Source organism: Paenibacillus hunanensis (genome assembly GCF_034055775.1).
Classification (GTDB): domain Bacteria; phylum Bacillota; class Bacilli; order Paenibacillales; family Paenibacillaceae; genus Saccharibacillus; species Saccharibacillus hunanensis.
Genome location: NZ_CP139194.1, coordinates 2,398,531 through 2,424,212, shown reverse-complemented (window position 1 = coordinate 2,424,212; position 25,682 = coordinate 2,398,531). Strand labels below are relative to the sequence as shown.

General features: G+C 45.4%; 20 protein-coding genes and 1 pseudogene. 8 read left to right on the top strand and 13 right to left on the bottom strand.

The features are described 5' to 3' along the window. Positions 1 to 287: 287 nt before the first annotated feature. Complete coding sequence (locus tag SK066_RS09900) at positions 288 to 2,519, bottom strand: bifunctional alpha,alpha-trehalose-phosphate synthase (UDP-forming)/trehalose-phosphatase (protein ID WP_250345107.1); 2,232 nt, start codon at positions 2,517 to 2,519, stop codon at positions 288 to 290. Positions 2,520 to 3,293: 774 nt separating this feature from the next. Further along, positions 3,294 to 4,007 carry a YceI family protein gene (locus SK066_RS09895; RefSeq protein WP_320544521.1) on the bottom strand — a complete coding sequence of 238 codons (714 nt, stop codon included), beginning with the start codon at positions 4,005 to 4,007 and terminating at the stop codon, positions 3,294 to 3,296. Between the two features lie 395 nt (positions 4,008 to 4,402). On the opposite strand from SK066_RS09895, the gene SK066_RS09890 reads away from it, so the two are divergent. Further along, the gene (locus SK066_RS09890) at positions 4,403 to 5,086 is read left to right on the top strand and encodes a response regulator transcription factor (RefSeq protein ID WP_320544520.1); all 684 of its coding nucleotides are present in this window, start codon (positions 4,403 to 4,405) and stop codon (positions 5,084 to 5,086) included. Further along, positions 5,071 to 6,471, top strand: coding sequence for a HAMP domain-containing sensor histidine kinase (locus SK066_RS09885; protein ID WP_320544519.1), 1,401 nt, complete (start codon positions 5,071 to 5,073; stop codon positions 6,469 to 6,471). The genes SK066_RS09890 and SK066_RS09885 overlap by 16 nt, the downstream gene beginning before the upstream one ends. 287 nt (positions 6,472 to 6,758) lie before the next feature. Here the strand turns inward: SK066_RS09885 and SK066_RS09880 are convergent. From SK066_RS09880 to SK066_RS09870, 3 genes and pseudogenes are all read right to left on the bottom strand, one after another. Further along, positions 6,759 to 6,878, bottom strand: a pseudogene (locus SK066_RS09880) (excalibur calcium-binding domain-containing protein); the annotation flags it as partial. A gap of 852 nt (positions 6,879 to 7,730) precedes the next feature. Then, the gene (locus tag SK066_RS09875; protein WP_320544518.1) at positions 7,731 to 8,195 is read right to left on the bottom strand and encodes a hypothetical protein; all 465 of its coding nucleotides are present in this window, start codon (positions 8,193 to 8,195) and stop codon (positions 7,731 to 7,733) included. A gap of 12 nt (positions 8,196 to 8,207) precedes the next feature. Continuing rightward, positions 8,208 to 10,133: a primary-amine oxidase gene (locus SK066_RS09870; RefSeq protein WP_320544517.1), complete on the bottom strand. Its 1,926-nt coding sequence runs from the start codon at positions 10,131 to 10,133 to the stop codon at positions 8,208 to 8,210. Between the two features lie 269 nt (positions 10,134 to 10,402). On the opposite strand from SK066_RS09870, the gene SK066_RS09865 reads away from it, so the two are divergent. After that, positions 10,403 to 11,893, top strand: coding sequence for an APC family permease (locus tag SK066_RS09865; RefSeq protein WP_320544516.1), 1,491 nt, complete (start codon positions 10,403 to 10,405; stop codon positions 11,891 to 11,893). Positions 11,894 to 12,049: 156 nt separating this feature from the next. Here SK066_RS09865 and SK066_RS09860 read toward each other — a convergent pair whose 3' ends face one another. The 3 genes from SK066_RS09860 to SK066_RS09850 all read right to left on the bottom strand — a co-directional run bounded on the left by SK066_RS09860 (position 12,050) and on the right by SK066_RS09850 (position 16,029). Beyond that, positions 12,050 to 12,877: an AraC family transcriptional regulator gene (locus tag SK066_RS09860; RefSeq protein WP_320544515.1), complete on the bottom strand. Its 828-nt coding sequence runs from the start codon at positions 12,875 to 12,877 to the stop codon at positions 12,050 to 12,052. 325 nt (positions 12,878 to 13,202) lie between these two features. Further along, positions 13,203 to 14,285: a TIGR02452 family protein gene (locus SK066_RS09855; protein WP_320544514.1), complete on the bottom strand. Its 1,083-nt coding sequence runs from the start codon at positions 14,283 to 14,285 to the stop codon at positions 13,203 to 13,205. Positions 14,286 to 15,090: 805 nt separating this feature from the next. After that, positions 15,091 to 16,029 (bottom strand): NUDIX hydrolase, encoded by a 939-nt coding sequence (locus tag SK066_RS09850; RefSeq protein WP_320544513.1) that lies wholly within the window; start codon positions 16,027 to 16,029, stop codon positions 15,091 to 15,093. A 468-nt stretch (positions 16,030 to 16,497) separates the two neighbouring features. On the opposite strand from SK066_RS09850, the gene SK066_RS09845 reads away from it, so the two are divergent. After that, complete coding sequence (locus SK066_RS09845; protein ID WP_188775508.1) at positions 16,498 to 16,869, top strand: hypothetical protein; 372 nt, start codon at positions 16,498 to 16,500, stop codon at positions 16,867 to 16,869. Between the two features lie 313 nt (positions 16,870 to 17,182). Here the strand turns inward: SK066_RS09845 and SK066_RS09840 are convergent, their stop codons facing one another. Both SK066_RS09840 and SK066_RS09835 read right to left on the bottom strand, forming a co-directional pair. Continuing rightward, positions 17,183 to 17,509 (bottom strand): antibiotic biosynthesis monooxygenase family protein, encoded by a 327-nt coding sequence (locus tag SK066_RS09840; RefSeq protein ID WP_320544512.1) that lies wholly within the window; start codon positions 17,507 to 17,509, stop codon positions 17,183 to 17,185. A gap of 361 nt (positions 17,510 to 17,870) precedes the next feature. Continuing rightward, entirely contained in the window at positions 17,871 to 19,001 is a 1,131-nt protein-coding gene (locus tag SK066_RS09835) for a helix-turn-helix transcriptional regulator (protein WP_320544511.1), read from the bottom strand. A gap of 294 nt (positions 19,002 to 19,295) precedes the next feature. Here SK066_RS09835 and modA point away from each other — a divergent pair, with 294 nt between their 5' ends. From modA to SK066_RS09820, 3 genes are all read left to right on the top strand, one after another. Further along, positions 19,296 to 20,177 (top strand): molybdate ABC transporter substrate-binding protein, encoded by an 882-nt coding sequence (modA, locus tag SK066_RS09830; RefSeq protein WP_407673778.1) that lies wholly within the window; start codon positions 19,296 to 19,298, stop codon positions 20,175 to 20,177. Then, positions 20,174 to 20,851 (top strand): molybdate ABC transporter permease subunit, encoded by a 678-nt coding sequence (modB, locus tag SK066_RS09825; protein ID WP_320544510.1) that lies wholly within the window; start codon positions 20,174 to 20,176, stop codon positions 20,849 to 20,851. Before modA ends, modB begins: the two co-directional genes overlap by 4 nt. A gap of 241 nt (positions 20,852 to 21,092) precedes the next feature. Further along, positions 21,093 to 21,947, top strand: a complete 855-nt coding sequence (locus SK066_RS09820; RefSeq protein WP_320544509.1) for a GNAT family N-acetyltransferase — start codon at positions 21,093 to 21,095, stop codon at positions 21,945 to 21,947. Between the two features lie 338 nt (positions 21,948 to 22,285). Here the strand turns inward: SK066_RS09820 and SK066_RS09815 are convergent, their stop codons facing one another. From SK066_RS09815 to SK066_RS09805, 3 genes are all read right to left on the bottom strand, one after another. Beyond that, positions 22,286 to 23,056: a hypothetical protein gene (locus SK066_RS09815; protein ID WP_320544508.1), complete on the bottom strand. Its 771-nt coding sequence runs from the start codon at positions 23,054 to 23,056 to the stop codon at positions 22,286 to 22,288. A 42-nt stretch (positions 23,057 to 23,098) separates the two neighbouring features. Further along, entirely contained in the window at positions 23,099 to 23,551 is a 453-nt protein-coding gene (locus SK066_RS09810; protein WP_320544507.1) for a flavodoxin, read from the bottom strand. 309 nt (positions 23,552 to 23,860) lie between these two features. Then, positions 23,861 to 24,271, bottom strand: coding sequence for a hypothetical protein (locus tag SK066_RS09805; protein WP_320544506.1), 411 nt, complete (start codon positions 24,269 to 24,271; stop codon positions 23,861 to 23,863). A gap of 358 nt (positions 24,272 to 24,629) precedes the next feature. Between SK066_RS09805 and SK066_RS09800 the strand changes: the two genes are divergently transcribed. Further along, on the top strand, positions 24,630 to 25,493 hold the full coding sequence (locus tag SK066_RS09800) for a class I SAM-dependent methyltransferase (protein ID WP_250345095.1): 864 nt from the start codon (positions 24,630 to 24,632) through the stop codon (positions 25,491 to 25,493). Positions 25,494 to 25,682 lie beyond the last annotated feature (189 nt).

Sequence of the window (25,682 nt, the reverse complement as noted above, 5' to 3'; positions counted from 1 at the left end):
ACGAGAATCGGATTATTTACTTTGCAATAAGTTATATGGCTGCATCAAATACCTCATTATTTCGGATGCTTGATTAACAGTAAAAGGATGATTAGTGCTATAAGAACTTTGATAAATGTACATCTTAGAAACAAATAAAAAGCAACTCATATGGCGTGGATAACCATATGAGCTGCTTTGAGTGTAGTACACAATGCGATTTACTTATTCGAGCGTACCTGTGCACGCATACGATGTGCTTTTATTTTATTGTAATAAAATGGAGCATTTATGCGATTTTGTTGTGATCACTTACCTGCTTCTGCTTCTTTCGCTTCTCCAACTTCTTTACGGCTCAGTTCGATGAATCGTTTGAGCAGCTGGCGGATGTTGCGGAAGGATTTTAGGCGGTAGTTGGCGTTGGTGTTGCCTGCGCCTACTTTGATCGAGAATGCGTCGTCTGGAAGCTCGATGAACAGGTCTTCGTCGGTGTGGTCGTCGCCGACGCCGAAAATGAAGTCGAAATCCTTCGTTTGCAGCATCTGGTGGGCACCGTGGCCTTTGTTCATGCGTGTGTCTTTAATTTCCAGAACTTTATTACCTTCCAGAATACCCAGGCTCATCGATTGGGTGATGGAAATGAGTGCTTCGCGCAGCTCATTGCGCTTTTGGATGCCAATCTCTGGCTCACATTGTCTGTAATGCCATGCGAGAGAATATTCTTTTTCCTCGATCAGGGAGCCTGGTGTGCGGTCGGTGTACATTTCCAGTACATGACGCACGGAATCCTTCCAATCGTTATCGACACTCATCGTCATCTTCCACTCACCCTGTGGCTGACGCAGCCATAGACCGTGGGATGCGATAATGTACAGATCGAGGTCGCCGAGCCAGTTTTCCATCACATCACGGTCACGACCGGTAATAATAACGACTGTGTTGTGTGGGTCAGCACATAGCTCGCTCAAGATGCTGCGCAGCTCTTCATCTGGGCGCGCTTGATCCGGTGTTGGCTTGAAGCCGACCAGCGTTCCATCATAGTCAAGGAACAGGACGCGGTCTTTCCCCTTCATATAGGCAGTTTCCACCATAGAAGGCTCGGATTTGATATCGACCAGATCCTTCGTTTCTACATGCGATTCTGCTGTATTTTTCAGAGCTTCGAGGAACTCGTCTGCCCAGAACTTCACATTGTAACGTGAGATACGGCGGTGCAGCATTTTGTTACGCTCGATTTTCTCATGATCTGGCATATCGAGTGCGGTTTTGATACCGGCTGCGATAGCGCCATAATCATTCGCATTGACGATAACTGCTTCGCCCAGCTCACTTGCAGCGCCTGCGGTTTCACTCATAACGAGCATCCCTTTATAGTCGCTACGTGCAGCGATGTATTCTTTAGCAACGAGGTTCATCCCGTCGCGCAGTGGTGTAACGAGCAGCACATCGCTGTTACGGTAAAAGGCGATCAGGTCTTCCTGACTAAATGTGCGGAAGAAGAACCAGACCGGCATCCAGCTTACTGTACCGAATTGTCCGTTTACAGCGCTGACCAGACCTTCGATCTCGCTTTTGAGCTCATCGTATGCTTCAACACCGACACGAGATGGCGCAACGATCAGGTTCAGACGCACCTTTTCACGATACTCTGGATATTTTTGCAGGAATTGCTTGAACGCTTTGATTCGTTCTGGCAAGCCCTTTGTATAATCGAGACGGTCAACGGAAATGATATTTTGTACAGTACGCGTGCTTTCGATAAAGTCACGTGCCTCGCTGGACAGATTATCTGTTCCAGATGACTTAGCAAAGAAGTCGTAGTCGATTCCCATCGGGAACGCTTCGACCTGAACGCTGTACGTTTCGTAATTGATTTTGTACAGATTATGCTCCTTGCCGAGCAAGCGACGTACACTGCTCAGAAAGTGGCGCACATAATCGTACGTATGGAAGCCGATCAGATTGGCACCGAGCAATCCACGCAGGATCTCTTCACGCCAGATCAGCAGGCGATAGATTTCGAAGGAAGGAAACGGAATATGCAGGAAAAATCCAATTTGCGTATCTGGATACTTTTCACGAATCATTTGCGGCAGCAGCATCAGCTGGTAATCGTGAATCCAGATCGTATCGTTCGGTTCAATGATCGGATCGATCGAATCGAAGAACTTCTGATTTACTCGCTTATAGGCTTCCCATGTCTCACTATTGTACTCGGCAATGTTCGTAAAATAGTGGAACAGTGGCCAGATCGTTTCATTACAAAAGCCTTCATAATACTGCTCAATCTCTTCCTCAGACAAAAAGATCGGCAGACAGTTATATTGCTCGCGCAATTCACTATCGATCGTCTGCATATCCTGTTCATTCAGGTCATCACTGGAAACGCCTGGCCAGCCTGCCCAGATCGTGTCACCTTGCTCGTGATAGCTTTTTAATCCTGTTGCGAGACCGCCGATACTTTTACTGTATTGAAGATCGGACTCATGTTTTTTTACGGTAACAGGCAATCGATTGGATACGAAAATAATTTTACTCATGGAATCCCCTCTCCTATGGTATGTACGCAGAGCTGGAATTAATCGTTCATTGGATAGAGCAGATCGCATAGACCGTTCAAACGTTTGCTTGAACGCTCCACATCCGAGCCAGCATATAACTCCATTCGCTACGACTAACCCATTTGCGCACATGCCCTAATTAAAGTATAAGTATAGTTTTTTGAATGAAATGATCATCTAGACCAGCCTGATTTTGATACAACCGGTGCTTTGCTTGGTCATACGCAATTACCCGGTTTCGAGCTTTTCGACACATATTCGAGGTGTAGCTTTTGTAGTAACAGGCGTATAAATGCTTTAGTAGCAAGGTTTTTTCGTTAAACAAGTCAGCAGGCGTAATCATATCGCTGAATTTATTTCACCATTAAAAATCATATATTTTTATGCTGATGGGATGCTATAAAGGAGTATAATTTGCGACTATACATAAACCTTTACGTCACATTTTATAAGAGTAATAAATCGCTCCATTCTCTCAAACCTATGCCAACTCATTCTCCTCGTTTTATCCTCCTTGTTAGCGCTTTTCTTTACCTTTTCTTTTATCCTTCTTCTTTTTTCCTTTTTATGTATATTAAGCTGTATGCTGTTCGTTCGAAACAGCAGGGCAATGGATATAAACAAGCAACCGACAATCATTACGATTATCGGCTGCTTGTGATTAGACTATTTAGTGCATATCTACATACTATATTCAACTGCATTGGTGCAGATTCATATAATGGTTACTTCCTTATTATTACTTACATCCTATTAAGACTTCTTATCCAGCACCAGCTCCAGCTGTACATTAATATCATTTTGCGTGCTCAATACAACAGAGTGTGGATTTTTCATACCAAAGTCAGCGAAGGTCACTTTAGTTGTACCTGACAATAATACCTGGCCATCCTGGTATACGCCTTTCATATCAAACGTTACTTCCTTCTCTTTGCCTTTTACCGTCAATGTACCTGTCATTTTAAAATCATTGGTTGCGCCGGATACCCATTCTTTTGGTACATTTTCAAATGAAGTCGCTTTAAACGTTGCGTTCGGGAACTGCGCTACGTCGAAGAAATCTGCACTTTTAACGTGCTCATCACGCTGAGCTGTACCGGAGTCGATCGCGCTCATGTCGATCTGTCCTTCACTTGTCATTTTGGAAGGATCGTCTACGTTCACATTCCAGCTACCACTTACTTTGTTATCTACAAAGTTAACAGTTTCCTGGGAGGTTGTAACCGAGAAGTATACTTTGGACTTGTCATTGATCGCCCAGTTTCCGTTCAGCTCGCTTCCCGTTGCACTCTGTGCAGACGTTGCGGCACCTGTGCTTTCAGCAGCCGCAGTTTGTGCGGGCACGACGCTCTCGATCGCTACCTTGTTACCAAGATAGCTCTTCATAAATGTATAACCCCCAATACCTACAATTGCAATGACAACCACACCTGCAATCAACCAATTTCGCGTTTTTTTATTCATCATCCATATCTCCTTTTCGTTCTCTCTTTTAGTATGTTACTTTCAATGTTTTATGGGCTAATTATAAAAGCTCAATATGTCGACAATGTGTCCATCATTCAAGTTTGGAAAAAAATTTATAAAACGCTATGCTTTATGCTAGATATTGTATATTTTTACATATCGAATCGCTGGCTATGGCAAATCGTCCTGCATTATCACTATTTATCACTATCTATAATTCAGTTGCAACTCGATTTGTTACACATGTACAATAGATGTACTAAGCACCTGATTGTAAGATGACTACTCTTGCTAGCTAATCGTATAGCTATTTTGCATGTAAAGCATATCGTTTAATACTTTGGTAAATACTGCGTAGATTCGGTGTATTCTACACACAAGGAGTTATTGTTGTTATGAAATTGATTTTAATTGTAGAGGATGAGCCGAGCATTGCTCGTGTATTATCCGCTTATTTAAAAAAAGCAGGCTTTGAGGTCATCCATGCTTCGGATGGACTTCAGGCACTGGAGTTTTTTCGCGAGCGAGAACCTGCGCTAGTGCTGCTGGATGTGATGCTGCCCGGGCTGGACGGCTGGGAAGTGCTACAGCTCATTCGTGAGCATCATTCCTGCCCGGTCATTATGCTAACTGCGCGCGATGGCATTACGGATCGACTGCATGGTCTGGATAGCGGCGCAGATGATTATATGACCAAGCCATTTATGCCAGAGGAGGTCGTTGCCCGTGTTCATGCTGTACTACGGCGACGTCCGTTTTTACAGGATCGTAGTAGTAAGCGACATTTCGGCAATCTCGTGATCGATGATGCAGCCAAATGTGTCTATCTCAACGGTGCTGAGGTCGGACTCAGTCCACGCGATCTATCCTTATTGCTATTTCTGTCTGAATATCCGAATCGAACCTTTACCCGTGATCATCTGATCGAACAGGTATGGGGAATAGATTATGAAGGCAGTGATCGCGCTGTAGACCTATCGGTCAAACGACTGCGTCAATCGTTATCGCACTGGTCTTCTGATGCAGGCGAGATTCGCACTTTACGAGGAATGGGGTATCAATTTTGGATCAACGAGTAAAATCTCCACGTACTGTATCGTTGCTATCCTACTGGACAGTGCGCTATTTCATTATTTTATGTCTCGGCTTTGTGGTGATCGCAATCGCAGCAATCTACTGGGCACGTGATACGACGATGGATAGTCGGATTCGTACTGCTGGACTGCTCGGACAGGAGGTTGCCGATCGTGTGACTACCTCTTCCGGTCAGATCGACGTTCCACCGAATCTGGATGCGATTATTCAGAATCGATTGCGGTTCTTCAATATTGATGAAGGTACATGTCTGATCATTACGGATCATACGGGCAAGCTGATGTTTTCACGCCCTGCCATTACGGAGAAGCAGATGTACAACAAGCTTAGCGATGATCTAACTACCGCGCGGGATGCGAATTTTATGGCAATCAATACGCCGATCGATAACAGTAGCAATAAGCAGATCGGTCAGGTGAGCATTTTACAATCAAAAAAATCACTTACTTACAGCCCTAATGAGCTCATGTTCATCTTCATCCTGCTCGCTGTGCTCATTCTGTCCGGCTGGCTTACCTTGTATCTGCTCTCTCGCAAGCTATCGCGTCCGCTTGGTGGTGTCGCCGAAGCTGCTCAGCAGATCTGTGCTGGTAATTACGATGTGAAGCTCAATATTCATACACGGGAAAAAGAAATTCAGGAGCTGGTGTCTTCCTTTGAAGAAATGGCTCAGCGGCTCAAGCATCTGGAGGAATGGCGTGCGCTGTCTCTTGCAGGGGTCACGCATGAGTTGAAAACGCCTGTCACCTCGATCAAAGGATTAATGATGGCAGTGCGGGATGATGTCGTTTCTGGCGAGGAAGCTCGTGAGTTTGTCGATATCGCACTCAAGGAATCCGGGCGACTGGAGCGTATGGTATCCGATCTACTCGATTATAATGCACTAACTGCGGGTAGTGTGGAGGTGCGGCGTGACCGACTTGATCTGCGCTTGCTTATTCGCGAGGTTGCTTATCAATGGCAGCTCACCCATGAGATAAATGAGCTGAATATCGAGCTGAATCTGCCGGAGGAGCCGATGTATACAATGGGCGATTCACTACGTATTCAGCAGATCATCGTCAATCTGCTCAACAATGGACTGCAAGCATCCGATCAGTCACAGCCGATCCATTTCTCGATTACGATGTATGCAGAGGATGGTATGCTGCATGTGGAGGTTAGCGATAATGGATCAGGAGTAACACCAGAGGATCAATCCCATATTTTCGAGCGCTTCTATCGCGGGGAAAAGAAAAAGCGCAATGTGCGTGGTCTGGGTCTAGGTCTGACCTACAGCCAGCTACTTGCTCGTGCACAGGGCGGCGATCTATCATTACGACGTAGTTCACCAGCTGGCAGTACCTTTGCACTGCAATTGCCGCGATAAATGTATGACTTCAACGACAATCAAAAAGCTCCAGCAGAAGGAATCATTCCTCGCTGCTGGAGCTTTTATTTTAGTACGCTATCTTTTTCTTGTATTGTCGTTCATCTAGCAGTTTTTATGAAAATACGTAATTATTGCTTATGATTGTCGTAGCGTGATGATCGATATCTGCTGTTCGTCGGATGCTAGTGTAGATTACTCTAGTGTAGTTTGCTGGCGTAATCGTACATCTTGCATTTATGCACACTCTTACACTAGCGCCGTACACTCATCCAACCTCATTACACTTACTCGCAGGCTACGCCGTCCTTATCACGATCCAGCTTTAAGCGATACCCTGGTTCACCTTTATACAATGGAGCCTTGCCCGCTTTGCGTACCGCAGTACAGTTTTTGTAATACACCCCTTTTACATTGGTAAAGCCCTGTACCTGCTGTGACGATTGAGCTTGCGCGGTAGAGGATACAGCGATACCTGTTCCAGCTACCAGTGCTGCGGTAACGATGCCTGCGAACAACTTTTTCATGTGCTTCATGTGTGTTAGCCCCTTTGTTTTTAAATGGTGGTCTAGCAGATGTACTTTTTCTGTTTAGATTAATCAGTTAGTTACTGATTCGTATGTATCTTATCACATAATTATGTTTTATTTTACCTATTTTTCAAAATAAATTTGTATAGAACGTCTGTTAAAACGGCGATTACGCGTATTGAATAAGGGGAAGCTAAATGGTGAGGAAGTTATGAAGTAACGAGGGTGAACGTTCTTTTCTATTATGAATTTTTCATGTATTGAAATTTTTATGTTATTTGTAGTTGTATAGATAGTAAGATAATTTGCTCTGCAAAAATCATTTTTTTATTCAACCTCGTGTTAATAGATTACTAACACTGATGCAGTAAGATATTTCACTTCGCAAAAATCACTTTTTATTGTATCCCGTGTTAGAAGATCAACAACACTGAAATAAATAAAAGCTCCATTTTACCGTATGATTCTCTTCTCAACGGCAAAATAGAACTTTTATCGTAATCATTTCAGCTTTTATAGCTTTCAATTTTCCTTCATTGTTACATTTGTCGATTCATATTCATCATTTAAAGGTCATATCGTTTCTCCATCAAGGTCATATCCTCTCTCTATCATTGCTCTCTCTTATGAGTTGCTATTCATAGCTAAACGAGCACGAATAAATGAACGATCACCCTACACTATCCTCTGCTTTACCGCTCAAGCTCAACGCCATTCATTCAGCATATTTCATCCTATCAGCATCGCGATACTATAAACCGCTACAGCAAATGAAATCGTTGAAAATCCAGCGCACACATAATTCATTTTCGACATCGATCTACTACGTAGAAGCTTCCACCATTGATAGACTGCCTGTGCAATACTCGCGATAGAAACAACCCAGATCGCTCCCCATACTATCTCCATCCACGGGATTCCAGTGGCATTGGCATTCTGACTCATATGCTGCATCATACTATGATCCATCCCACTCATTCCATTCATGGTCATACTACTCAACTCCATACTATACTCACTCATCATCGACATAGAAGATGCCAGCGCAGGCAATACGAGCATATGCACAGCATGTAACAGTACGAGTAGAATAGTAGGAAGTAATGACGAGAATACAGAGCCCAATGATGCTCCACGTCCGCGGACAAAAGGAGCTGACCCATGATGTGCTGAGCTCACACTTATTTTCTCCATTGTATGCCCTCCTTAATGATGCTGACAGTGACCATGTGATTTGGGTGGAGAAGGTGGAACATCCAGTGCCGGGCTGCGATCGAAGAAGCCAACAGGCTTCAGCATAAAGCTAATATAGGCAGTTGGCATAACCGGCCAATCTTCAGGTCTTGTAATATGATGATGCCCCATGTTATACCAGACGACCACATCGGTATTTTCGATATCGCGGTCTGCTTTTGCCCAGTGCTCCAGACCATCTCCACCTGCATGCTGGTTCGGATAACGCCCCGAAGCATAACGCTCCTCCCGATCAAATGGCGTTACATACAGATGATGCTTCAAAAATCCAGCTCGCTTCATTAATGGGGAATCATCATGCGCATATGGGTACGCATTTTCGCCAGCAAATAGCTTGTAACCAACCGGATCACCCAGCGCATTTCTGGAGCTAGGATTAATGAATTTCCAGTATCGAGCGGTACGTAGATCAAGATCACGAATCGCTTCGGATTCCTTTGTAAAGGTCGTCGTCACAGGATAAAAGCCATTGCTGTACGGATTATCTGGCCCTTTATCCATCGATACCGTGTTAACCTCACATACGGAATTATCTATACCATCGATCATCAGATCCATACGAATATTAAAAAAGTGCTGATGATGCGCGGCAAATAGCTGCGGTGCAACCAGATTACCATACGGATAACGCGTATCCGGCTGAATCGCTTCGGTATGCAAAATACCGGTTAGCTTCACCTCAAACTGAATCGAGCCATCCTGATAAAAGTACCAGAAGAAACCATACTCATAATTACCAACTGTGGAAATGCTGGATAGTACAAGTCGACGTGAGCGCCGTACCTCCACATGTCCGGTACGCCAGTCGGTATGCTTCCACCCGATACCAAAATCCTCTTCATGCAGACAAATCGCGTTATTAATCTGGACAATATTGCCCTGACTATCTGCAAAATGTGCATCAAAATATTGAATCTCACCCAAGCAATCACAGCCCAGCTCCAACGGATTGGCGAGCATTCCAATCCCATATTCCCCGGCGTCAAAGGCATTATTGCGATTGACTGGCTCAGTGGGATCACCATATGGCACAACCATTTCGGATAAGGAAGCTCGGTATAGAATCGGACGCTCACGCTCCTGATCTCTATAGCTTACAGTATGCAGCACCAGACCTTCACGTGAATGAAACCCAAACCGTACCTTCCACTTTTGCCAGCTGATCTCATGTCCGTTCACGGTAAAGCTAGGGCCCTGCGGCTGAACAATATCCAGTGGACGCACATCATTGCGTAAGGGGCCTACTGCATCCGCTGTATAGTTGCCATCCATTGGCGGTAAAGGGACAATTTCGCGATCAACGATCTTGAGCACCTTCATTTGATTCAGATCGACAAGCGCGTACAGTCCAGAGATCGGACGTGCATACAAATTATCAAATTCCGACGTTCGATAATAACTGAGCGCTCGTACAATCCGACGTCCTTCCTCCTCTTCATGTCCAAAATGTCCGGCTGACCACGGATCAACCATAATACGTTCCATATCGGTTAAGCCACGACGTTCCAGTGCCTTGATCATGTCCGGATCACGCTTGACCAGCTCCTGACAGAGCATCATCTCATCCACCATAATGGAAGGCTGCACACCAGGCACATGCACCCATGAGATAACTTTGCCTGTGCTGATCGATACGACCGCTTCATACGTTTGCCCATCCCGGTTGTTAAGCAGCACACAAAAGGCTTCGCGTTCCAGCGGATCACCAGATTGATATTGGAGAACAATTTCCTTTGCGGGCTCATACAGATTAATGCTGGCAAAGCGATAATATTCATCCAGCTCCAGCTCACGCTTTAATATGGCAATCGTCTGCTCCAGCTCCGTAGCAGTAAGTGGCTCTAATGGATGCGTAATCGCTTCAATACGAATAGACATTGTTGATGTCCCCTTTCGATACAAGTTATATTTGTTTACCTTTCGTGTTGCTATCATAACGAAATAACGAATAAACTGTATTGTAAAAATAGGATCATTCGCTTTTTTAGAATTTTTACGCTTTTTAAGTCATATTAGTTAACATGTAATCCGCTTTTTACAATGCAATTCGTAACAAACTGTACATAATAACGATAAGACAAGCAATCGAGACAGAACGTTCTACTATATAGCATCCGCATGTCTGTACGAATAAAGGGGGAATTGAAATGGACAATGCACAACCGAATATAGCGCCAGTTAAGCAGCAACAGGCTTCACTTATGCCCGATGCACTGGGTGTGCCGGGACTTGTCTTTTTTGTCATCTCAGCTGCTGCACCGCTTATGGCGTTAATGGGCACATTGACCTTTTCGATGGGATTAGGCAATGGGCTTGGCTCGCCTGGTATTTATGTGCTTGCTTTGATTTTGTGGGTGCTATTTGCGGTAGGGTATACGTCGATGAGTCGCTTTGTACGGAATACAGGTGCTTTTTACGCTTATGTGGCTAATGGGATAGGCAAGATTCCGGGTATTAGCGCAAGCCTACTGGCGATCACTGCGTACTCGGCTTTACTACTGGCACTATATGGACTGGTGGGAAATGCGTTTAACTCCTTGTTTACAGACTTTGGTATTCATTTACCATGGTGGAGCTATTCCATCCTGTGCTGTATGATTGTGGGCATTCTCGGCTATCGTCGAGTCGATGTAGGGGCGAAGTTACTTGGGGTATGTATGATTCTGGAGGTGGTAATTTTATTAATTATCGCGGGTGCTGCTCTGCTAACTCGAACACCGGAAGGCTTTACCGCAGCCCCATTCATGCCAGCCACAATCTTTGGTGGCTCACCAGGCATTGCGATTATGTATTGCATGGGCGCATTTATCGGCTTTGAAGCGACTGTCATTTACGGAGAAGAAGCGAAAAATCCGAATCGTACGATTCCTGTTGCTACCTACACCGCTGTTGCCATTCTTGGCGTACTATATGCCTTTATTAGCTATAGCGTTATCGTTGGCTGGGGCGCTCAAGGCGTGATGACGAAGGTGAATGCGATTTTGACCGAAGGTCTTGATCCGACCAGTCTATTCACCGATCTAGCCGCAAGTCATCTGGGAGTATGGTCAGTCTGGGTGCTACGTTCTTTATTTGTGACAAGTGCCTTTGCTGGATTAATCGCTTATCATAATGTGATTGCTCGTTATTTATTTTCGATGGGACGCTCAGGGGTATTACCAGCTGCTCTGACCAAGCTTCATGCTACACATCGTTCTCCCTATGTTGCTGGGCTTCTACTGAGTGTGTTATCTGTAGTGTTCATCGGCTTAACGATTGCCGCAGGCTGGGACCCGTTCCTGCAAACCTTTGCTTATCTGTCGGCAATGGCAAGTCTCGGCTTACTCTGTCTGTATACGATCGTCGGCTTCTCTATTATTATATTCTTCCTTCGTACAGGCGCAGATCGTAGATGGTGGCATAGCCGCATTGCCCCGTCTTTATCTGCGCTCGGCTTGCTCGGTGCGACAGTGATTACGATTATTAACTTTCCAGCATTGGTCGGGACGAGTCAATCCTCCGTTCCACTATTGATGGAATTCACACTTGCGCTGGTTGCTGTTGTCGGTGTTGTAGTCGGTATCTGGCTCAAATGGTATCGTCCCTCCACCTATGCGAATGCTGGACAATCGATGGAAGAAGCAGAACGTATTACCTGAATAGCCATGCATAATGAAGCCCGGATGCTCACTTTTGCGCAGTGAGCATCCGGGCTTTTTTTAAATGTAATACTTATCGTTAGATCATCAAGGTTATCTTGGTCGCCCATGTTATTGATCTGCTCTTCCAGTTACTTCCTCATTAGATGAAGCCGTCTAAAACAACTCTATCCCTCTTGCAAGGCGCAATTGACTCAGCTCAGTGCGTAATTGCTGCGGCGACAGATGACTGAACTTTTTAAAATTATTCACAAAATGCGAATGATCATAATACCCCTGTTCATGCACAATATCCAGCAAATCCAGCTCGTCTCGCATAATCATATGCAGAGCATGCTGAAAGCGTACAATCTGCGCAAATAGCTTGGGTGAGAAGCCGACCGTCTCTTCAAACTTTTTCCTCACATAACGAGTCGAATACCCTGTATATTGAGACAAATCATGAATCGCAATACAGCCACGGCTACCCGTAATCTGCTCCAGACAATAATCGACCAGCTCTGGCAATGGCTCACCCAGCAAATGTGGCAATAGCAGCTTATCAAATAAATGCACCCGCTCTTCGAAATGCGCCGCACTACTGATCAGCTCAATCCATTCACTCGATGCAGGTAGTATTTCTCGCAAGCCTACTCGCTGTTCAACCCAATCCTTGAGTGGGATCGCGCCAATTCCATGCCCCGGTAAAAATCGCACTCCAAAATAACGCATACTGGTTTGAAAAGTAAGGATTCGCGGCATGAGTACACTCCCGCAGATTTCTGCCCATTGTCCGGAACCATCGCACGAAAATAATACATCCACACATCCGTCCGGCACCACATGAATATGATCTGTCTGTGCACTGCTGTAAAATTCGTAATAAAGCACCGGCTGATTAGATTTTCGTGTCATTTTACCTTCCACATAAAATTTGGTTTCCAGCTGAAAGCCAAATTGGATAGGCATCATCTGCAAACGAGAAACGGATGATGTATACATCATTGACACAACCTCCCTTTAACAGCCTTTTCTTTACTTGATATTAGATTTTAGTTCATTTTAGGTTATGATATTTATCACATAGTTTACGTCTATTATAATTAAAATTTGAATCTCTTCAAGTTCCGTTTTTTACAATGAACTAGCATAGATGCCTCTCTTCAGTACAATCCTGTAGTTCTATATTACGATATGTAAAATATATAGCTCTTGTAGCAGGTCGCTTCATGACTGAAACACCAAATAGCGCCCTTCTCTCATACAGAAGGACGCTACTAAAATAGGAAACTACAATAAGAATAGACCATTATACTTCTACTACTTCATTTTATACAGTAGCCAACTTATGAAATGGGCGAATCACATCGCCTTGCTTGGAACGATCCAGGATGGCAAATACAATGTGATCAAACAACCACGCATAATGCTCCAGCTGCAAAATATCATGGAACCATGAGGCTACCTGCGCTGGATCATTGCGAAATACGCCGCATCCAAATGCACCGAGCACCAGCGTCTGTTGTCCATGTGCAGCGGCAACGGACAGCAAGTAACGTATACGTTGCTTCATGACGAATTCGATCTCTTCTGCACGTTCTGGCTCGCGTTCACGCACAATCCCCGCATTGACAGCAGGTGCGGTCAGCATCGATACCGCATAGGGCTGGTTACGCAATGAGCCATCATCATTACGGAATACCGTTACATCTGGCGAGTAGATCATATAATCGGAATACATACAGCTTTTCTCACGACGATTATGCTGATACATCTCTTCCATCTGTACAATAGATGGGTAGAGCGAAGAGGAACGAGCCAGACTTTCCTCCTGCGCCTGACTTCCGCCGAGGAAGCCGCCCCCTGGATTCCGAGCAGAAGCAAAATTCAGCGCCATCACATGCTGCCGCTGCTCTTGTACCACAAGTCGTTCGGCTGCCTGTAATGTCGTTTCTGCTGTGCATTCGATCGTTGCACTGCGCGGCTTGGTAGTAGAGCTAAAAGGTGCTACCTGCTGTTGATCGATTGATGCAGGTGGTTGATGTTGATTGGCTTCTGCTATCCCGTTCGAGGCTGATAATGTTTGAGTCGGATTCGTCTCAGTTGCTTCATCTACAAGATGATCGGTATGTGTATCTATAGATGTAGCATCTGCATCAGCGCGCATAAGCTGTTGAATACGTTCTTCTGCCAGCTGCTGCACTGCTGCGCGTTCCTGTGGGCGGTATAATACTGCTTCACGAATGGTGCGCTCCACCTGCTGTGCAATCTGGACATCTACGCCTGATGTGGTGCGATATTGTCCTTTTTCCAAAATATCCAGCGTTTCCTGTGCCCAACGCGAGCGAATTTCGCGTTGTCCCTGCTGGGCTTGTCGGTTAGAGCGAGAGTTTGTGTTGAATGGATGATTCATGATGTTCATGCTCCTTTCATGTTGCTTGCTATAAAATACTTGATTTAAATTACTGCAAATCATCGAATTGCAATTAGGTAAGATTGTTCATTCTAATATGTGTTATTGTGCATGTAAAAAAGCTACAAATAGACTGATCCATCAGCTTGACGTACACGCTAACATAGAAAAGATCAGCATATATTCTTCATGAAAACCTTCTGCTTAGCCTATTACTGTATGGCGCCGACCAAGCAGAAGGATATAACCCGAGTTACTTCTACTTCTACTTCTACTTCTACTTCTACTTCTACTAAATGATGATATCGATCTTGCTTGTAGTTAGGCTATAGGAGGCTATTATTTCATGCTTTTTATATCAGAAAAACTATGATAGTAAGACTACATCAATCTACATTCGAGCTTGCTTCATTATAATGAAGCTATTGTTTCGAGTTTGGTTACATCGTCATTCATATGGGACACCTATTGACGGCTTATCTTAAACGATATGATTACTATTTTATTACTGAAGCACATGCTAAATTGCTTTATTACTTTATTGCTTGATCACTCGATAACTTTCTACTTTATTGAATCTTTATAACACGCAATGATTTTAATTTTATAATTATCCTACTTATGCTTACTATTCATTCTTCATTCACTTGCTAGTATGCGAATGACGATTTATTTTCATTATTGGATATAGCTATACTCTTTCATGTGTCGTGCTAGTTATAGCAGCTATTAACTGCTATGATCCCGAGATGTTGCTATGCGGCTCATTCAGCCCTATTGTTACTACCTAATCTATATTTCGCCTCTATACTTCCCATTCTGGACGATAACGATAAAGCTGAGACGGTCGATGACCTGCATCCTTTGTATACTCATTCGTCGCGATTACTCGCGGTGCCATTTTACGGCGGAAGGCTGGGGCTAGTAATTCTTTGCCCAGCACGATCTCATACACCTGCTGCAAGGCAGATAACGTAAACAGCGGCGGCATCAGATTAAACGCAATATCCGTATACTCGATCTTGCTGCGCAGTCGCTCCAATCCATACGCAATCATCTGTACATGATCAAATGCAATTCCTTCACTGCTAAGCACCTGCCATTGTTCACCGATTAGTGTACCGTGATATATGCGCGTTACTCGAACCGTACCTGTCAGGCGAATATCCTGATGTGTTAGCTCAACCTGCACATCGCGCTCCAGCCTGCATCCGCCTTCCATATGGACTTTTTTCTCCTGAAGCACCCGATAACCAAGCTTGAACCAGCGTGCATCCTGTGCATCGTCACCAGCCTGGATCTGCTGACTGGTCGAATCGGCAAGTGCCATATACGCCGTGCTAATCACTCGCGTACGTGGATCACGATCTACCGCTCCCCATGTGTATAGCTGCTCCATATAAATGCCATCCAGTCCAGTCTCCGTACGTAGCTCACGTGCCGCCGCTTCATCCAGACTTTCCTTCATGCCGACAAAACCACCCGGCAATGCCCACCAGCCCAGGTAAGGATGCTCTCCGCGCTGTACCATCATCAGATGAAGCGACTTTTCAGGCAGCTTGCGATAATTATCCTGCTGCTCATCCAAAATCGTAAAAATCAGCATATCCGCAGTGACCGAAGGACGTTCAAATGCACTAACATCATACTGCTCCAAATACTGCTGCTCATTCCAGCCTCGCTGATCCAGACGCTCCCCTGATTCGGCAAATGAAGAAGACTGCTCATGATCTTTTTCACCCATACACAAACCTCCTGTCGATATTCCTTTCAGCAATGACATCTGCTTGTTGCTGAATATAAAGTGAACATTACTATTATAATAATTAGATTCCAGTTATATATTATCATTTTGTTATTAACACATAGTTATTATATACACCATCGCTATCTACGTCAATCTATAATCCAGTCTAGCAGCTTGCCTGGCTTATAGTACTGCATTCTATTCCATTTATTTTCATTAAAAGACTTCACCAACCAGCCCGGCTTGATGGTTCTGAGTAATCGACTATGATATGCTTAACCGGAGTCATCCTGCCGAAAATTAGTGATTAGCGTTAGCATAGGGATGATCGGGTAATACAAAACGATGCTTGTGCCGATATAAAGCATATGTACGCTTTACGTCCTCTCCTCTGGCATGTAAAGGCTACCGGAAACGAACCGTCCTGAATTAGATATGCAGGAGCGGTAAAGGAGTGATTAGATTATGAGAGTCAATCCGATTGAAGCTGTACGCAAAATCACAGCCGATCTCGCCTATTATACAAGACAAATTTTTGAAAAGCGTGCGGAGCAACAAGAGAAATACGCTCAGCAAAAGCGCACTGCTGCCAATACACAAAGCGATGTTCAATTTGAACAAATGATGGAGAAGGTTCCTTCTCATCATACGGTTAGTAAGCCAGCGGCTATTTCTACCGTTAATTATGAAAATATGGCAGACTTTAAAGTATTGCATAGCCAGTATGAACAGACGCCACTCACGCATCAGCGCATCGCCTATGCGCAAAAAGCATATGAAGGCTCCATGAATGAACAAAGCCCGGTAACGATCGAGCCATTCGATTCACGTGCCTGATAATTGATTCATGGATTCAGGAATTTAGATATTGCAGATATACGAATATGAACATTAAAAAGCCATTCCTTCTGTCCGTTGCATCTCGATGTATGTTATAGACATCGTAGTATGCTGCCAGGCAGCTTCGGGAATGGCTTTTTTATGGAATCATTGATGACTTGATTCAAGCGCTGCTTATTTTATTGAATCGCTGGTATACCGTTCAACATGTATACTAGTTTACTTGCTACTTGCTACTTGCTACTTGCTACTTGCTACTTGCTACTTGCTACTTGCCAAAGATGATAGCAGTTCTAGTCCGATTCAACACTTATTGCGTAGCTGCCGACTTGATCGCTTTGACGTCATATCGAGCATGGGACACATTAAGAATATATTCTGGCTTCGGCTGACCTGCATTTTGGCGATGACCTTGAATATGTGCGTCGCTCTTCTCCCAATTTTTCCAGGCTTCTTCGGATTCCCAGCGGAACATAATGACAACTTCCTCTTCTCCACGGCGAACCTGCTTCACCATCACTTGGATATCAATAAAACCAGGCTGCTGTTCAACGATGGAGCCCGGCTTGCTAAAGCGCTCTACGACTTGATCCGCATGACCCTCACTTACTGTCATCGTACGTAAAATAACGAACATATCTATTCCCTCCCTCATGCCGATATCCGTTCGGCGGATACTATTTATTATTAATGATAATAATTATCATTGTCAAAACAACGAAATGAGCCTTTCTAATTACATTCTATTCGTTAAACTAATGCTCACCTATCATCCACCTGCCGTTCCACTCCAACTGTATATTAAAAATCCGACGCTTTAACCGATACGTAGCATGATCGATCAAGCGCCGGATGTTTATTATTCAAATGTTCATTATTCAATTGTGCAGGCAGATCATTATACTTAATAGCATTTCTAATAGCATTTAATACGTACGCACAAACGCATTAAGCGTACCCGTTCCAATAGGTACACATCAGCCTTATAGCTTACTTCCTTAATACTCCGTTTCGTAAATGATCTCTCCCGTTCTCGACAGATCGTAGCCGCCAATCGCTTGCAGCTCACGCTTAAACTCCTCGGATTGCAGTGTCCGTTTAAGTAGCGCAATCCATTCTGCATGCTCCGGACGATTCAAAACCACCAGATCATAGCGCTCAACAGCAAGTGGAATAAACTCGATCCCCACCATCGCAGCCGCCTTCTCACTACCGACTCCCACATCGGCTTCACCTGCTGCAATACGTGCGGCGACAGCGATATGCGAGGTTTCCTCTCGATCATAGCCGCGTAGTGTAGATGGACGAATCCCATTTAAACGAAGCTGTTCATCCAGCAATACACGCGCCCCCGCTCCACGCTCACGATTCGCCAGACGAATGCCTGTCTGTCCAAGCTGCTTCCAGCTATTAATACGCTTGGGGTTACCGCGCTGTACATACAATCCCGCTCGCCTTGATACCAGATTAATCACCGTAAATGAACGCGATACGAGCAGCTTGCGCACATAGGGTAAATTATATTCGCCTGTCTCTCCGTCATACAGATGCGTGCTCACAATATCCGAATGCCCCATATACATCGAAACGAGACTATCCATACTGCCGGCAAAGGAGCGCAATGCACGAAAACGACCATCTTTTTCCATATAACGCGCCAACAAATCAAGGCTAGTATCCTGACCGGTGATGACGAGCGGACGCATACCGGATGGCGTCATGAGCGGCTCTTCGGTTACCGGCTGCACTGTACCGATATTGCGTAAAATTTCTTCTGGTCTTGCATAAGCGGCATGCACGAATGCAGGTGAAGCCGCAGTGGGCTCCTGAGGTGGATGCTGCGCAGGATATAAACGATCAGCAGCATCGGGCGCCATCCCAGTGTCTGGTGGATGAGCCAGTGTATCATTTTGTAGCTCACGTAGCTGAAGCTGCCCTGCTTGCTCACGCAGCATACCGTCCTTTGCACGCTGCTTGTACATCTCCAGATCATCGTGATCAATCCGCATCTGTTTGCCCACGCGATAGGCAGGCAGCTCTCCTTTTTTGATCAGATCATACACGGTCAATTTGGATACCTTTAATAGCCGTGCGATCTCTTCGGTTGTATAGGATATTTGTTCGCTCATAAATGACCCCTTTCCTCTGTAATCTATGCCATTTGGCGATTATATATATTTTTGAATAGATAGATATCATGATTGAAGCTCTAGTGAAGTTGTATTGAAACGAGTCGATAAACATAGCTTACTCAGCGTATATTTATCTTAACCGTCACCTGCCTTTAATTCAATTCGTAAAACTAAATATTTAAACCACTTAATTATAACTAGATATAATTAGTATTATCCTGTATGATTTAGTACAGCGTTTGGTTATATTGAACTACATAAATATCGATTATATTGCTTAGGGGGCTTATCATGAATTACTCTTCATCCTCCTCTCGTACAAGAGGAATCGTATCCCGCTTCACCCGTCTGGCTATGCCTATGTTGATCCTACTAATGCTGGCTGTATTACTCAGCGCTTGCTCTGCTGGGAATCCAGGTTCGTCCGGTGTATCCAGCTCCACAGGCAATCCGAGCGGTAACAATCAGCCAGTCGAGCTGACTATCTCTGCTGCTGCCAGCCTGACAGATAGTCTAAAAGAAATTCAGGCGCTGTATGCAAAAAAATATCCGAATGTAACATTAACCTTTAACTTCGGCGCTTCCGGTACCCTGCAAAAGCAAATCGAACAGGGTGCTCCTACTGATCTGTTCTTATCCGCTGGCAGTAAGCAAATGAAAGCACTTGTCGATGAAAAGCTAATCTCCGCGGATCGTACGGTCAATTTGCTAACCAATGAACTCGTGCTGGTCGTACCTAAAGACAGCACTACCTCTATAACCTCGATCGCCGATCTAAAAGGAGACAGCATCAAGCGTCTCGCAATCGGTACACCCGAATCTGTGCCTGCCGGTATGTATGCCAAGCAAGCACTGGAAAAATCCGGTGAATGGGATACTCTCCAGCCCAAGCTTGTACAGACGAAGGATGTAAAGCAGGTACTGTCTTATGTAGAAACCGGAAATGCAGATGCCGGCTTTGTATATAAAACGGATGCTTTGGAATCGCAAGGTGTGAAAATCGCCTTTACAGCAAGTGAAGACAGCCACGATCCTATCGTTTACCCAATCGGCGTGCTATCATCCACTACGCATCGCGAGGATGCTGCCCTATTCTACGCGTATTTGCAAACACAAGAAGCACTTGATGTGTTCGCCAAGTATGGCTTTAACAAGGCAGCCGCTGGTTCATGAGTATGGTCTGGTCATGGGAAGCCGTTGGGTTTCCCGTCACCCTCTCACTCCAGATTGCCTGTCTATCCAGCGTGATCGTATTTATACTCGCTACGATGGCGGCACTATGGATGAATCGTGTACATTTTCCGGGTCAAATTATTGTAGAAACGCTGTTCATGCTCCCGCTCGTGCTGCCTCCTTCTGTCGTCGGCTTGATCCTGCTTACGATTCTCGGTAGACGAAGCTGGATCGGCCAAGCTGCGGAATGGCTCACTCATCAGCCGATTGTATTTAGCGTTACAGGAGCGGTGATTGCAGCGGTCGTTGTTGCTTTTCCGCTGGTATATCAAGCGCTCAAGACAGGCTTCGCTCTTGTGAATCGCGAGGTGCTGGAATCGGCTCGCTCGCAGGGTGCTAATGAGTTACAGGTGTTATGGTTTATGGTATTACCACTGGCGTGGCGTTCACTTGTCACGGGGTTTGTGCTTGGCTTTGCGCGTGCGCTTGGTGAATTTGGTGCTACGCTGATGGTCGCTGGTAACATCCCAGGCAAAACTCAAACGCTACCTACAGCAATCTATTTTGCGGTGGATGCGGGGAATATGCAGCTCGCATGGAGTATGACAATCATTACGATATTAATTTCATTTATATTGCTACTAGCAACAAGTAAAATCCGTGGTTCCGATTAGGAGCTGCGGATTTTTGCTTATACACTGAGCTCTGGTATTATTTTGAAAAAATATCTAACGGTGATAAGATAGAGAGACACCAGGGTATACCTCTATGTTATATGCAATGACGATTTGACAGGCGGTGCAGCAGATCCTATACGTGCCTGCGCTTGCTTGGATGATATAGGTGTACAGGATCATCTGAACTATATATTCCATGCGCCTCCATCCTTTTATATTTAGAAAAGAGGTTATCCCCATGTTAAAACTGAGCCAGTTATCCGATATTTTAGAGCTTCAACATACATGTGAACAGCATGATGGCATTACCCTTAAGCTGAATTGGGATATGCTAAAGCATCGTTCACCAGGTATGCAGGAGGATTTTTTTAGCTATAATGAGGAGGGCAAGCTCGTATCTTTTCTAGCTTTGTACGGGTTCGGTAGAAAAATAGAAGTCTGCGGTATGACGCATCCAGAGTATCGACGTCAGGGCCACTTTTCCAGGCTATGGCAGCAAGCCATAGGGAGCGAGGCCGTCACACGGATGAATCGCGTTTTATTCAATACACCGCACAACTCCATCACAGGGCAGCAATGGGTGCAAAGCCACCATGCCAGACTCGACAGCACGGAATATTCGATGAAGCTGGAGCATGGAGAGCATTCCTTACTAGGACAGTTCGAAGGCAAAGAGATTGCCCAGCTACGACGCTTTCGGGAAGAGGATACCGATCTGTGGGCACGCCTGGATGCGGACGCATTTGGTATTTCGGAATTTTCTACTATTGCTGCACTGGCCAGTCCATCTCGTTCGCTTACCAAAATCATGCTCGTCATTGAACATAGTGGATTAGCCGTAGGCAAGATTGAAATTGATCGTCAGGATGAGCATAGCTGGATCTACGGCTTTGCTGTGGATCCAGCACTACGTGGACATGGGATTGGACGTAGTGCGCTACGTCAGGTGGCATTACAGGAGCATGCACGTGGCAATCACGTATGGCTCGATGTCTCTGCGACGAATCCGCGAGCCTTACATCTCTATGAATCCTGTGGCTTCGTCCAGCAGGATATACAGGATTATTATGAATATGAGTTACCACAAACTTGAAATGACATGAAGTTAAAATGAATGGAATGAAACTGAATGGGAATATGGCCTCGGCTTGTTAACAGAGGATATGATGTTAGCAATCCGCAGCCAACCTGCATAACATGTATAAAAACCAAACGAAAAAAGCGTTTATCCTGTCGGTGGAGGTCCGGTCCGCCGTAGGATAAACGCTTTTTTGCAGAACTGCTGAACATTCTGTACATGACTGGGACAGACGGTTCAACAGTCCTGATCTCCTGCAAAGGAGAAGGCCGTATGTTCGTTCATGTGGTCCATCTATGTGAAAAGGCACTAGCATCAAAATGATGGGGGATTTTGATACCGTCCTCTTTCACCTAACTAAGGCTCCAGCTTGGAGCAAGGGCTACTGCCGTACCAGCGTTCGCTCTACAACAAGCGCAGAGACGATTTCCGCCTGGGACGGCATGCCGAAGCAAATCCAGATAATCGATCGATGCTGCCACATCCTCCATATGAGGAACATGACGCTGCACCGTTCCATCTGATAGGTAAAACATATCGATTCGCTCCGGCACACAGCCAAAGGCAGTCCGGCAAAACACATTACTCAGATGAATAAACGCTTCTTCCAAATGGGGCTCACGCTCCCAGAAAAACTTCTGGACAATCAGGCTCTTGTGTCCGGATGGCTCATCACCCGGTTGCGCTGTTGTCCAGGGTGCTTGCCACATCATCTGGAAAATAAGCGACAGCTCTGTACGCAGTTCAGGCACAACGACCTGTTGCTGTTCATATAACATCACTGGATAAACGGCTGGTTGATTATCTTGTAGCAATGCGGTCAGATTTGCAACTACCGCATCCTTCGTGCGCCAGTAATGAGCTTCACTGTCGAAGCCGACTGGACGCCTGGGCCAGCGTAGATCCACCAGCTTCGCGATATTACTTACCTCGCGTAGCTCCGGTGAGAGCGTGTAGTACGCATTGATCGCATGACCGGCTGCATATAATACACGCTGCTTCCAGGTAAGCTGTCTGGTTGCTGTGGCTCTGGATGGCTGTTCACCATAGGTCTGGCGTAGCCAATCCTCCAGCTTATAATCATGAAGCACGAATGGCTCCTGGGCTGTTATCGATGTACTCACTGCTTCATTCACCTGCTTCCGGACTTTACCTGCTGCTATTCGTTATACGACGCTGATAACAGCGCCAGCGAAATGTTTACCGAAGTTACGGCAGACATCCTTATCTTCTGTCGAAGGATTAAGCTCAATTTTGAGGCTTTCCTGTACCAGCTCGGCACCGCGCTCCTTAAGCTTATCCGCCAGCAGGTCAACCGCTGCTGCGAACTGATCATAAGCAGTATCGCCGCTTCCAAATACAGCTGCCTTTTTGCCTGCTAGATCAAGCTCGTCCATATCCTCATAAAAATCAAGGAATTCGTCCGGCAGCTCGCCATCACCCCACGTATAAGCTCCCAGAATGAATGCGTCATACGCTAGCAAAATATCTGCATCCACATCCATCGATTGCTTCACATCCACCTCTGCGCCAGCAGATTGAATGCCTTCTACGATCAGGTCGGCCATCTCTTCGGTATTCCCCGTCAGGCTGGCGAACACTACTAAAAATTTCGGCATAGCGATCCTCCTGTGTGCTTTCTTTCTCTCGTCGGTTTCTCTGTGAACATCATAATTGATAATGATTATCATTGTCAACATTTTATTTGAATTTTTTATTTATTCGATTACGGATACGTGTTAGATCGCGATCGTGCACTGGCTCCTCCAATACGATTAGCCCAGACAGGACAAGGGATTAGAGCATTTAAACATAGCCAATCTGCATATAAAAAAAGGATAGAAGCGTCTGCCTATTGCAGTCCATTTCTATCCATTATTGTCCGATTCATTATCCATAGCTTCTATAGAGGATGATCCCATTCTCATTTAGAAGGAGCGTGAAGCCATATCCGAGCCATAGGGTGGCAATTGCCAGAACTCATATACATATTCTCCGTATTCCGTCATCACGAGACGCACTAATCCACGGCGCTGCATATCCTCCAGTAATCGTCCTGCTTGAAACATCGTCATGGTGGTCATCATCGATACTTCCTTTGGTGTAAGTCGATTCTGATTACCTGCTGCTACACGAACAAGCTGGCGCTCCAGCCAACGCTTCTGCTTTTGCTTCTCTCCATGCCATAAGACATAACCGATACCTGCTGGCGCGAAAAACCAGCTAAGTCCCGATAAAATTTTCAGTGTATCCGGTACGAATTGATAAATCACTACTAAAGCTACAATCACGCCAACGACAAGCAACAATGATGTTAATGTCGACCTTTCTCCAGGCATATGCTTCCCCTCCTGAATCTCAATAAAGTCTACTTATGTTCATGCTGATCTGTACAGGTGACCGATAGGTGGTGTGATCCTTGGCATACAATTTCCATAACCATTGCATAAATGCGTAATTCAAGTATACCCCTCTGCTAGGTTATTTTCCAGTTATAGATGGACAAATATGCAGGTTTCCATCATGATTTGAGCGGTTCGTATGGCGCCGAACATGCGGTTGTTGTACAATGGAATGCGGTGAACCATAACGGAGCATAGATAGCCTCGGGCTGCACATATCCCTGATTTTACGTATATGTAGATGAGTGATCCAAACGGTAAATCGGTGAAAATTAAATATAAGGATGGTTAGACAATGTATATTGCAGATCAATGGAAAGACTATGAATTAATCGATACAGGCGATGGCGAGCGTCTGGAGCGCTGGGGCGACATTTTGCTGCGTCGTCCAGACCCACAGATCATCTGGCCTAAAACAGGCAATGACCCACGTTGGAGTCAGGTGCACGGACACTATCATCGCAGCTCTTCGGGTGGTGGCGAATGGGAATGGAAACGTAAAATTCCTGAACGCTGGGAGCTGGGCTTCCAGAAGCTGAAATTCCACATCAAGCCAACCAACTTCAAGCATACCGGCCTATTCCCGGAGCAGGCGGCGAACTGGGCATGGATGATGAACAAAATCGAGCAGGCAAACCGTCCGATCTCGGTACTGAATCTGTTTGCTTACACTGGTGGCGCTACAGTAGCAGCTTCGTCGGCTGGCGCTGAAGTCGTTCATGTCGACGCTGCTAAAGGTATGGTGCAATGGGCAAAAGAAAATCATCAACTGTCCGGTATCGGCGATCGTCCAGTTCGTTTTATTACGGACGATGTATTCAAATTTGTACAGCGTGAACAGCGTCGTGGTAACAAATACGATGCGATCATTATGGACCCTCCATCTTACGGACGCGGCCCAGGCGGCGAAATGTGGAAGCTGGAGCAAAGTCTGTATCCGTTCCTTGAATCGTGCATGTCGATCATGTCCGATCAACCGCTATTCATGCTGATTAATTCCTACACAACCGGGCTGGCACCAACGGTGCTGTCCAATATTTTGAATATGACACTCAAGCAACGCTTCGGTGGTACGATCTCTTCCGGCGAGATTGGTCTGCCGATTACCAATTCCGGTATGGTGCTGCCATGCGGTATTCTTGGACGCTGGGAGAGCTAAGGAAGAATGAGTTCCCGTTCTTCCCGCTCCGGACGGGAAGCTGCCGGCAGCAAAGGCAAGCGCTGGAGCAATAATAGCAGTAGCTCGCGAAACAGTAATCCAACCAGCTCGACTACTCGCTCTCGCAGCAAGCAGTCGTCAGATGATCGTATGCAAGGCGGCCGATCCACTAAGTCTGTAAGACATAGT

What these genes read in the sequence shown, in the direction of transcription:
- SK066_RS09860 (WP_320544515.1), bottom strand. Translation starts at nt 12,877, where the DNA reads ATGATGTATACATCATCCGTTTCTCGTTTGCAGATGATGCCTATCCAA.
- modA (WP_407673778.1), top strand. Translation starts at nt 19,296, where the DNA reads ATGAATTACTCTTCATCCTCCTCTCGTACAAGAGGAATCGTATCCCGC.
- SK066_RS09855 (WP_320544514.1), bottom strand. Translation starts at nt 14,285, where the DNA reads ATGAATCATCCATTCAACACAAACTCTCGCTCTAACCGACAAGCCCAG.
- SK066_RS09890 (WP_320544520.1), top strand. Translation starts at nt 4,403, where the DNA reads ATGAAATTGATTTTAATTGTAGAGGATGAGCCGAGCATTGCTCGTGTA.
- SK066_RS09810 (WP_320544507.1), bottom strand. Translation starts at nt 23,551, where the DNA reads ATGCCGAAATTTTTAGTAGTGTTCGCCAGCCTGACGGGGAATACCGAA.
- SK066_RS09840 (WP_320544512.1), bottom strand. Translation starts at nt 17,509, where the DNA reads ATGTTCGTTATTTTACGTACGATGACAGTAAGTGAGGGTCATGCGGAT.
- SK066_RS09900 (WP_250345107.1), bottom strand. Translation starts at nt 2,519, where the DNA reads ATGAGTAAAATTATTTTCGTATCCAATCGATTGCCTGTTACCGTAAAA.
- SK066_RS09800 (WP_250345095.1), top strand. Translation starts at nt 24,630, where the DNA reads ATGTATATTGCAGATCAATGGAAAGACTATGAATTAATCGATACAGGC.
- SK066_RS09895 (WP_320544521.1), bottom strand. Translation starts at nt 4,007, where the DNA reads ATGATGAATAAAAAAACGCGAAATTGGTTGATTGCAGGTGTGGTTGTC.
- SK066_RS09845 (WP_188775508.1), top strand. Translation starts at nt 16,498, where the DNA reads ATGAGAGTCAATCCGATTGAAGCTGTACGCAAAATCACAGCCGATCTC.
- SK066_RS09850 (WP_320544513.1), bottom strand. Translation starts at nt 16,029, where the DNA reads ATGGGTGAAAAAGATCATGAGCAGTCTTCTTCATTTGCCGAATCAGGG.
- SK066_RS09870 (WP_320544517.1), bottom strand. Translation starts at nt 10,133, where the DNA reads ATGTCTATTCGTATTGAAGCGATTACGCATCCATTAGAGCCACTTACT.
- SK066_RS09805 (WP_320544506.1), bottom strand. Translation starts at nt 24,271, where the DNA reads ATGCCTGGAGAAAGGTCGACATTAACATCATTGTTGCTTGTCGTTGGC.
- SK066_RS09820 (WP_320544509.1), top strand. Translation starts at nt 21,093, where the DNA reads ATGTTAAAACTGAGCCAGTTATCCGATATTTTAGAGCTTCAACATACA.
- SK066_RS09865 (WP_320544516.1), top strand. Translation starts at nt 10,403, where the DNA reads ATGGACAATGCACAACCGAATATAGCGCCAGTTAAGCAGCAACAGGCT.
- SK066_RS09875 (WP_320544518.1), bottom strand. Translation starts at nt 8,195, where the DNA reads ATGGAGAAAATAAGTGTGAGCTCAGCACATCATGGGTCAGCTCCTTTT.
- modB (WP_320544510.1), top strand. Translation starts at nt 20,174, where the DNA reads ATGAGTATGGTCTGGTCATGGGAAGCCGTTGGGTTTCCCGTCACCCTC.
- SK066_RS09835 (WP_320544511.1), bottom strand. Translation starts at nt 19,001, where the DNA reads ATGAGCGAACAAATATCCTATACAACCGAAGAGATCGCACGGCTATTA.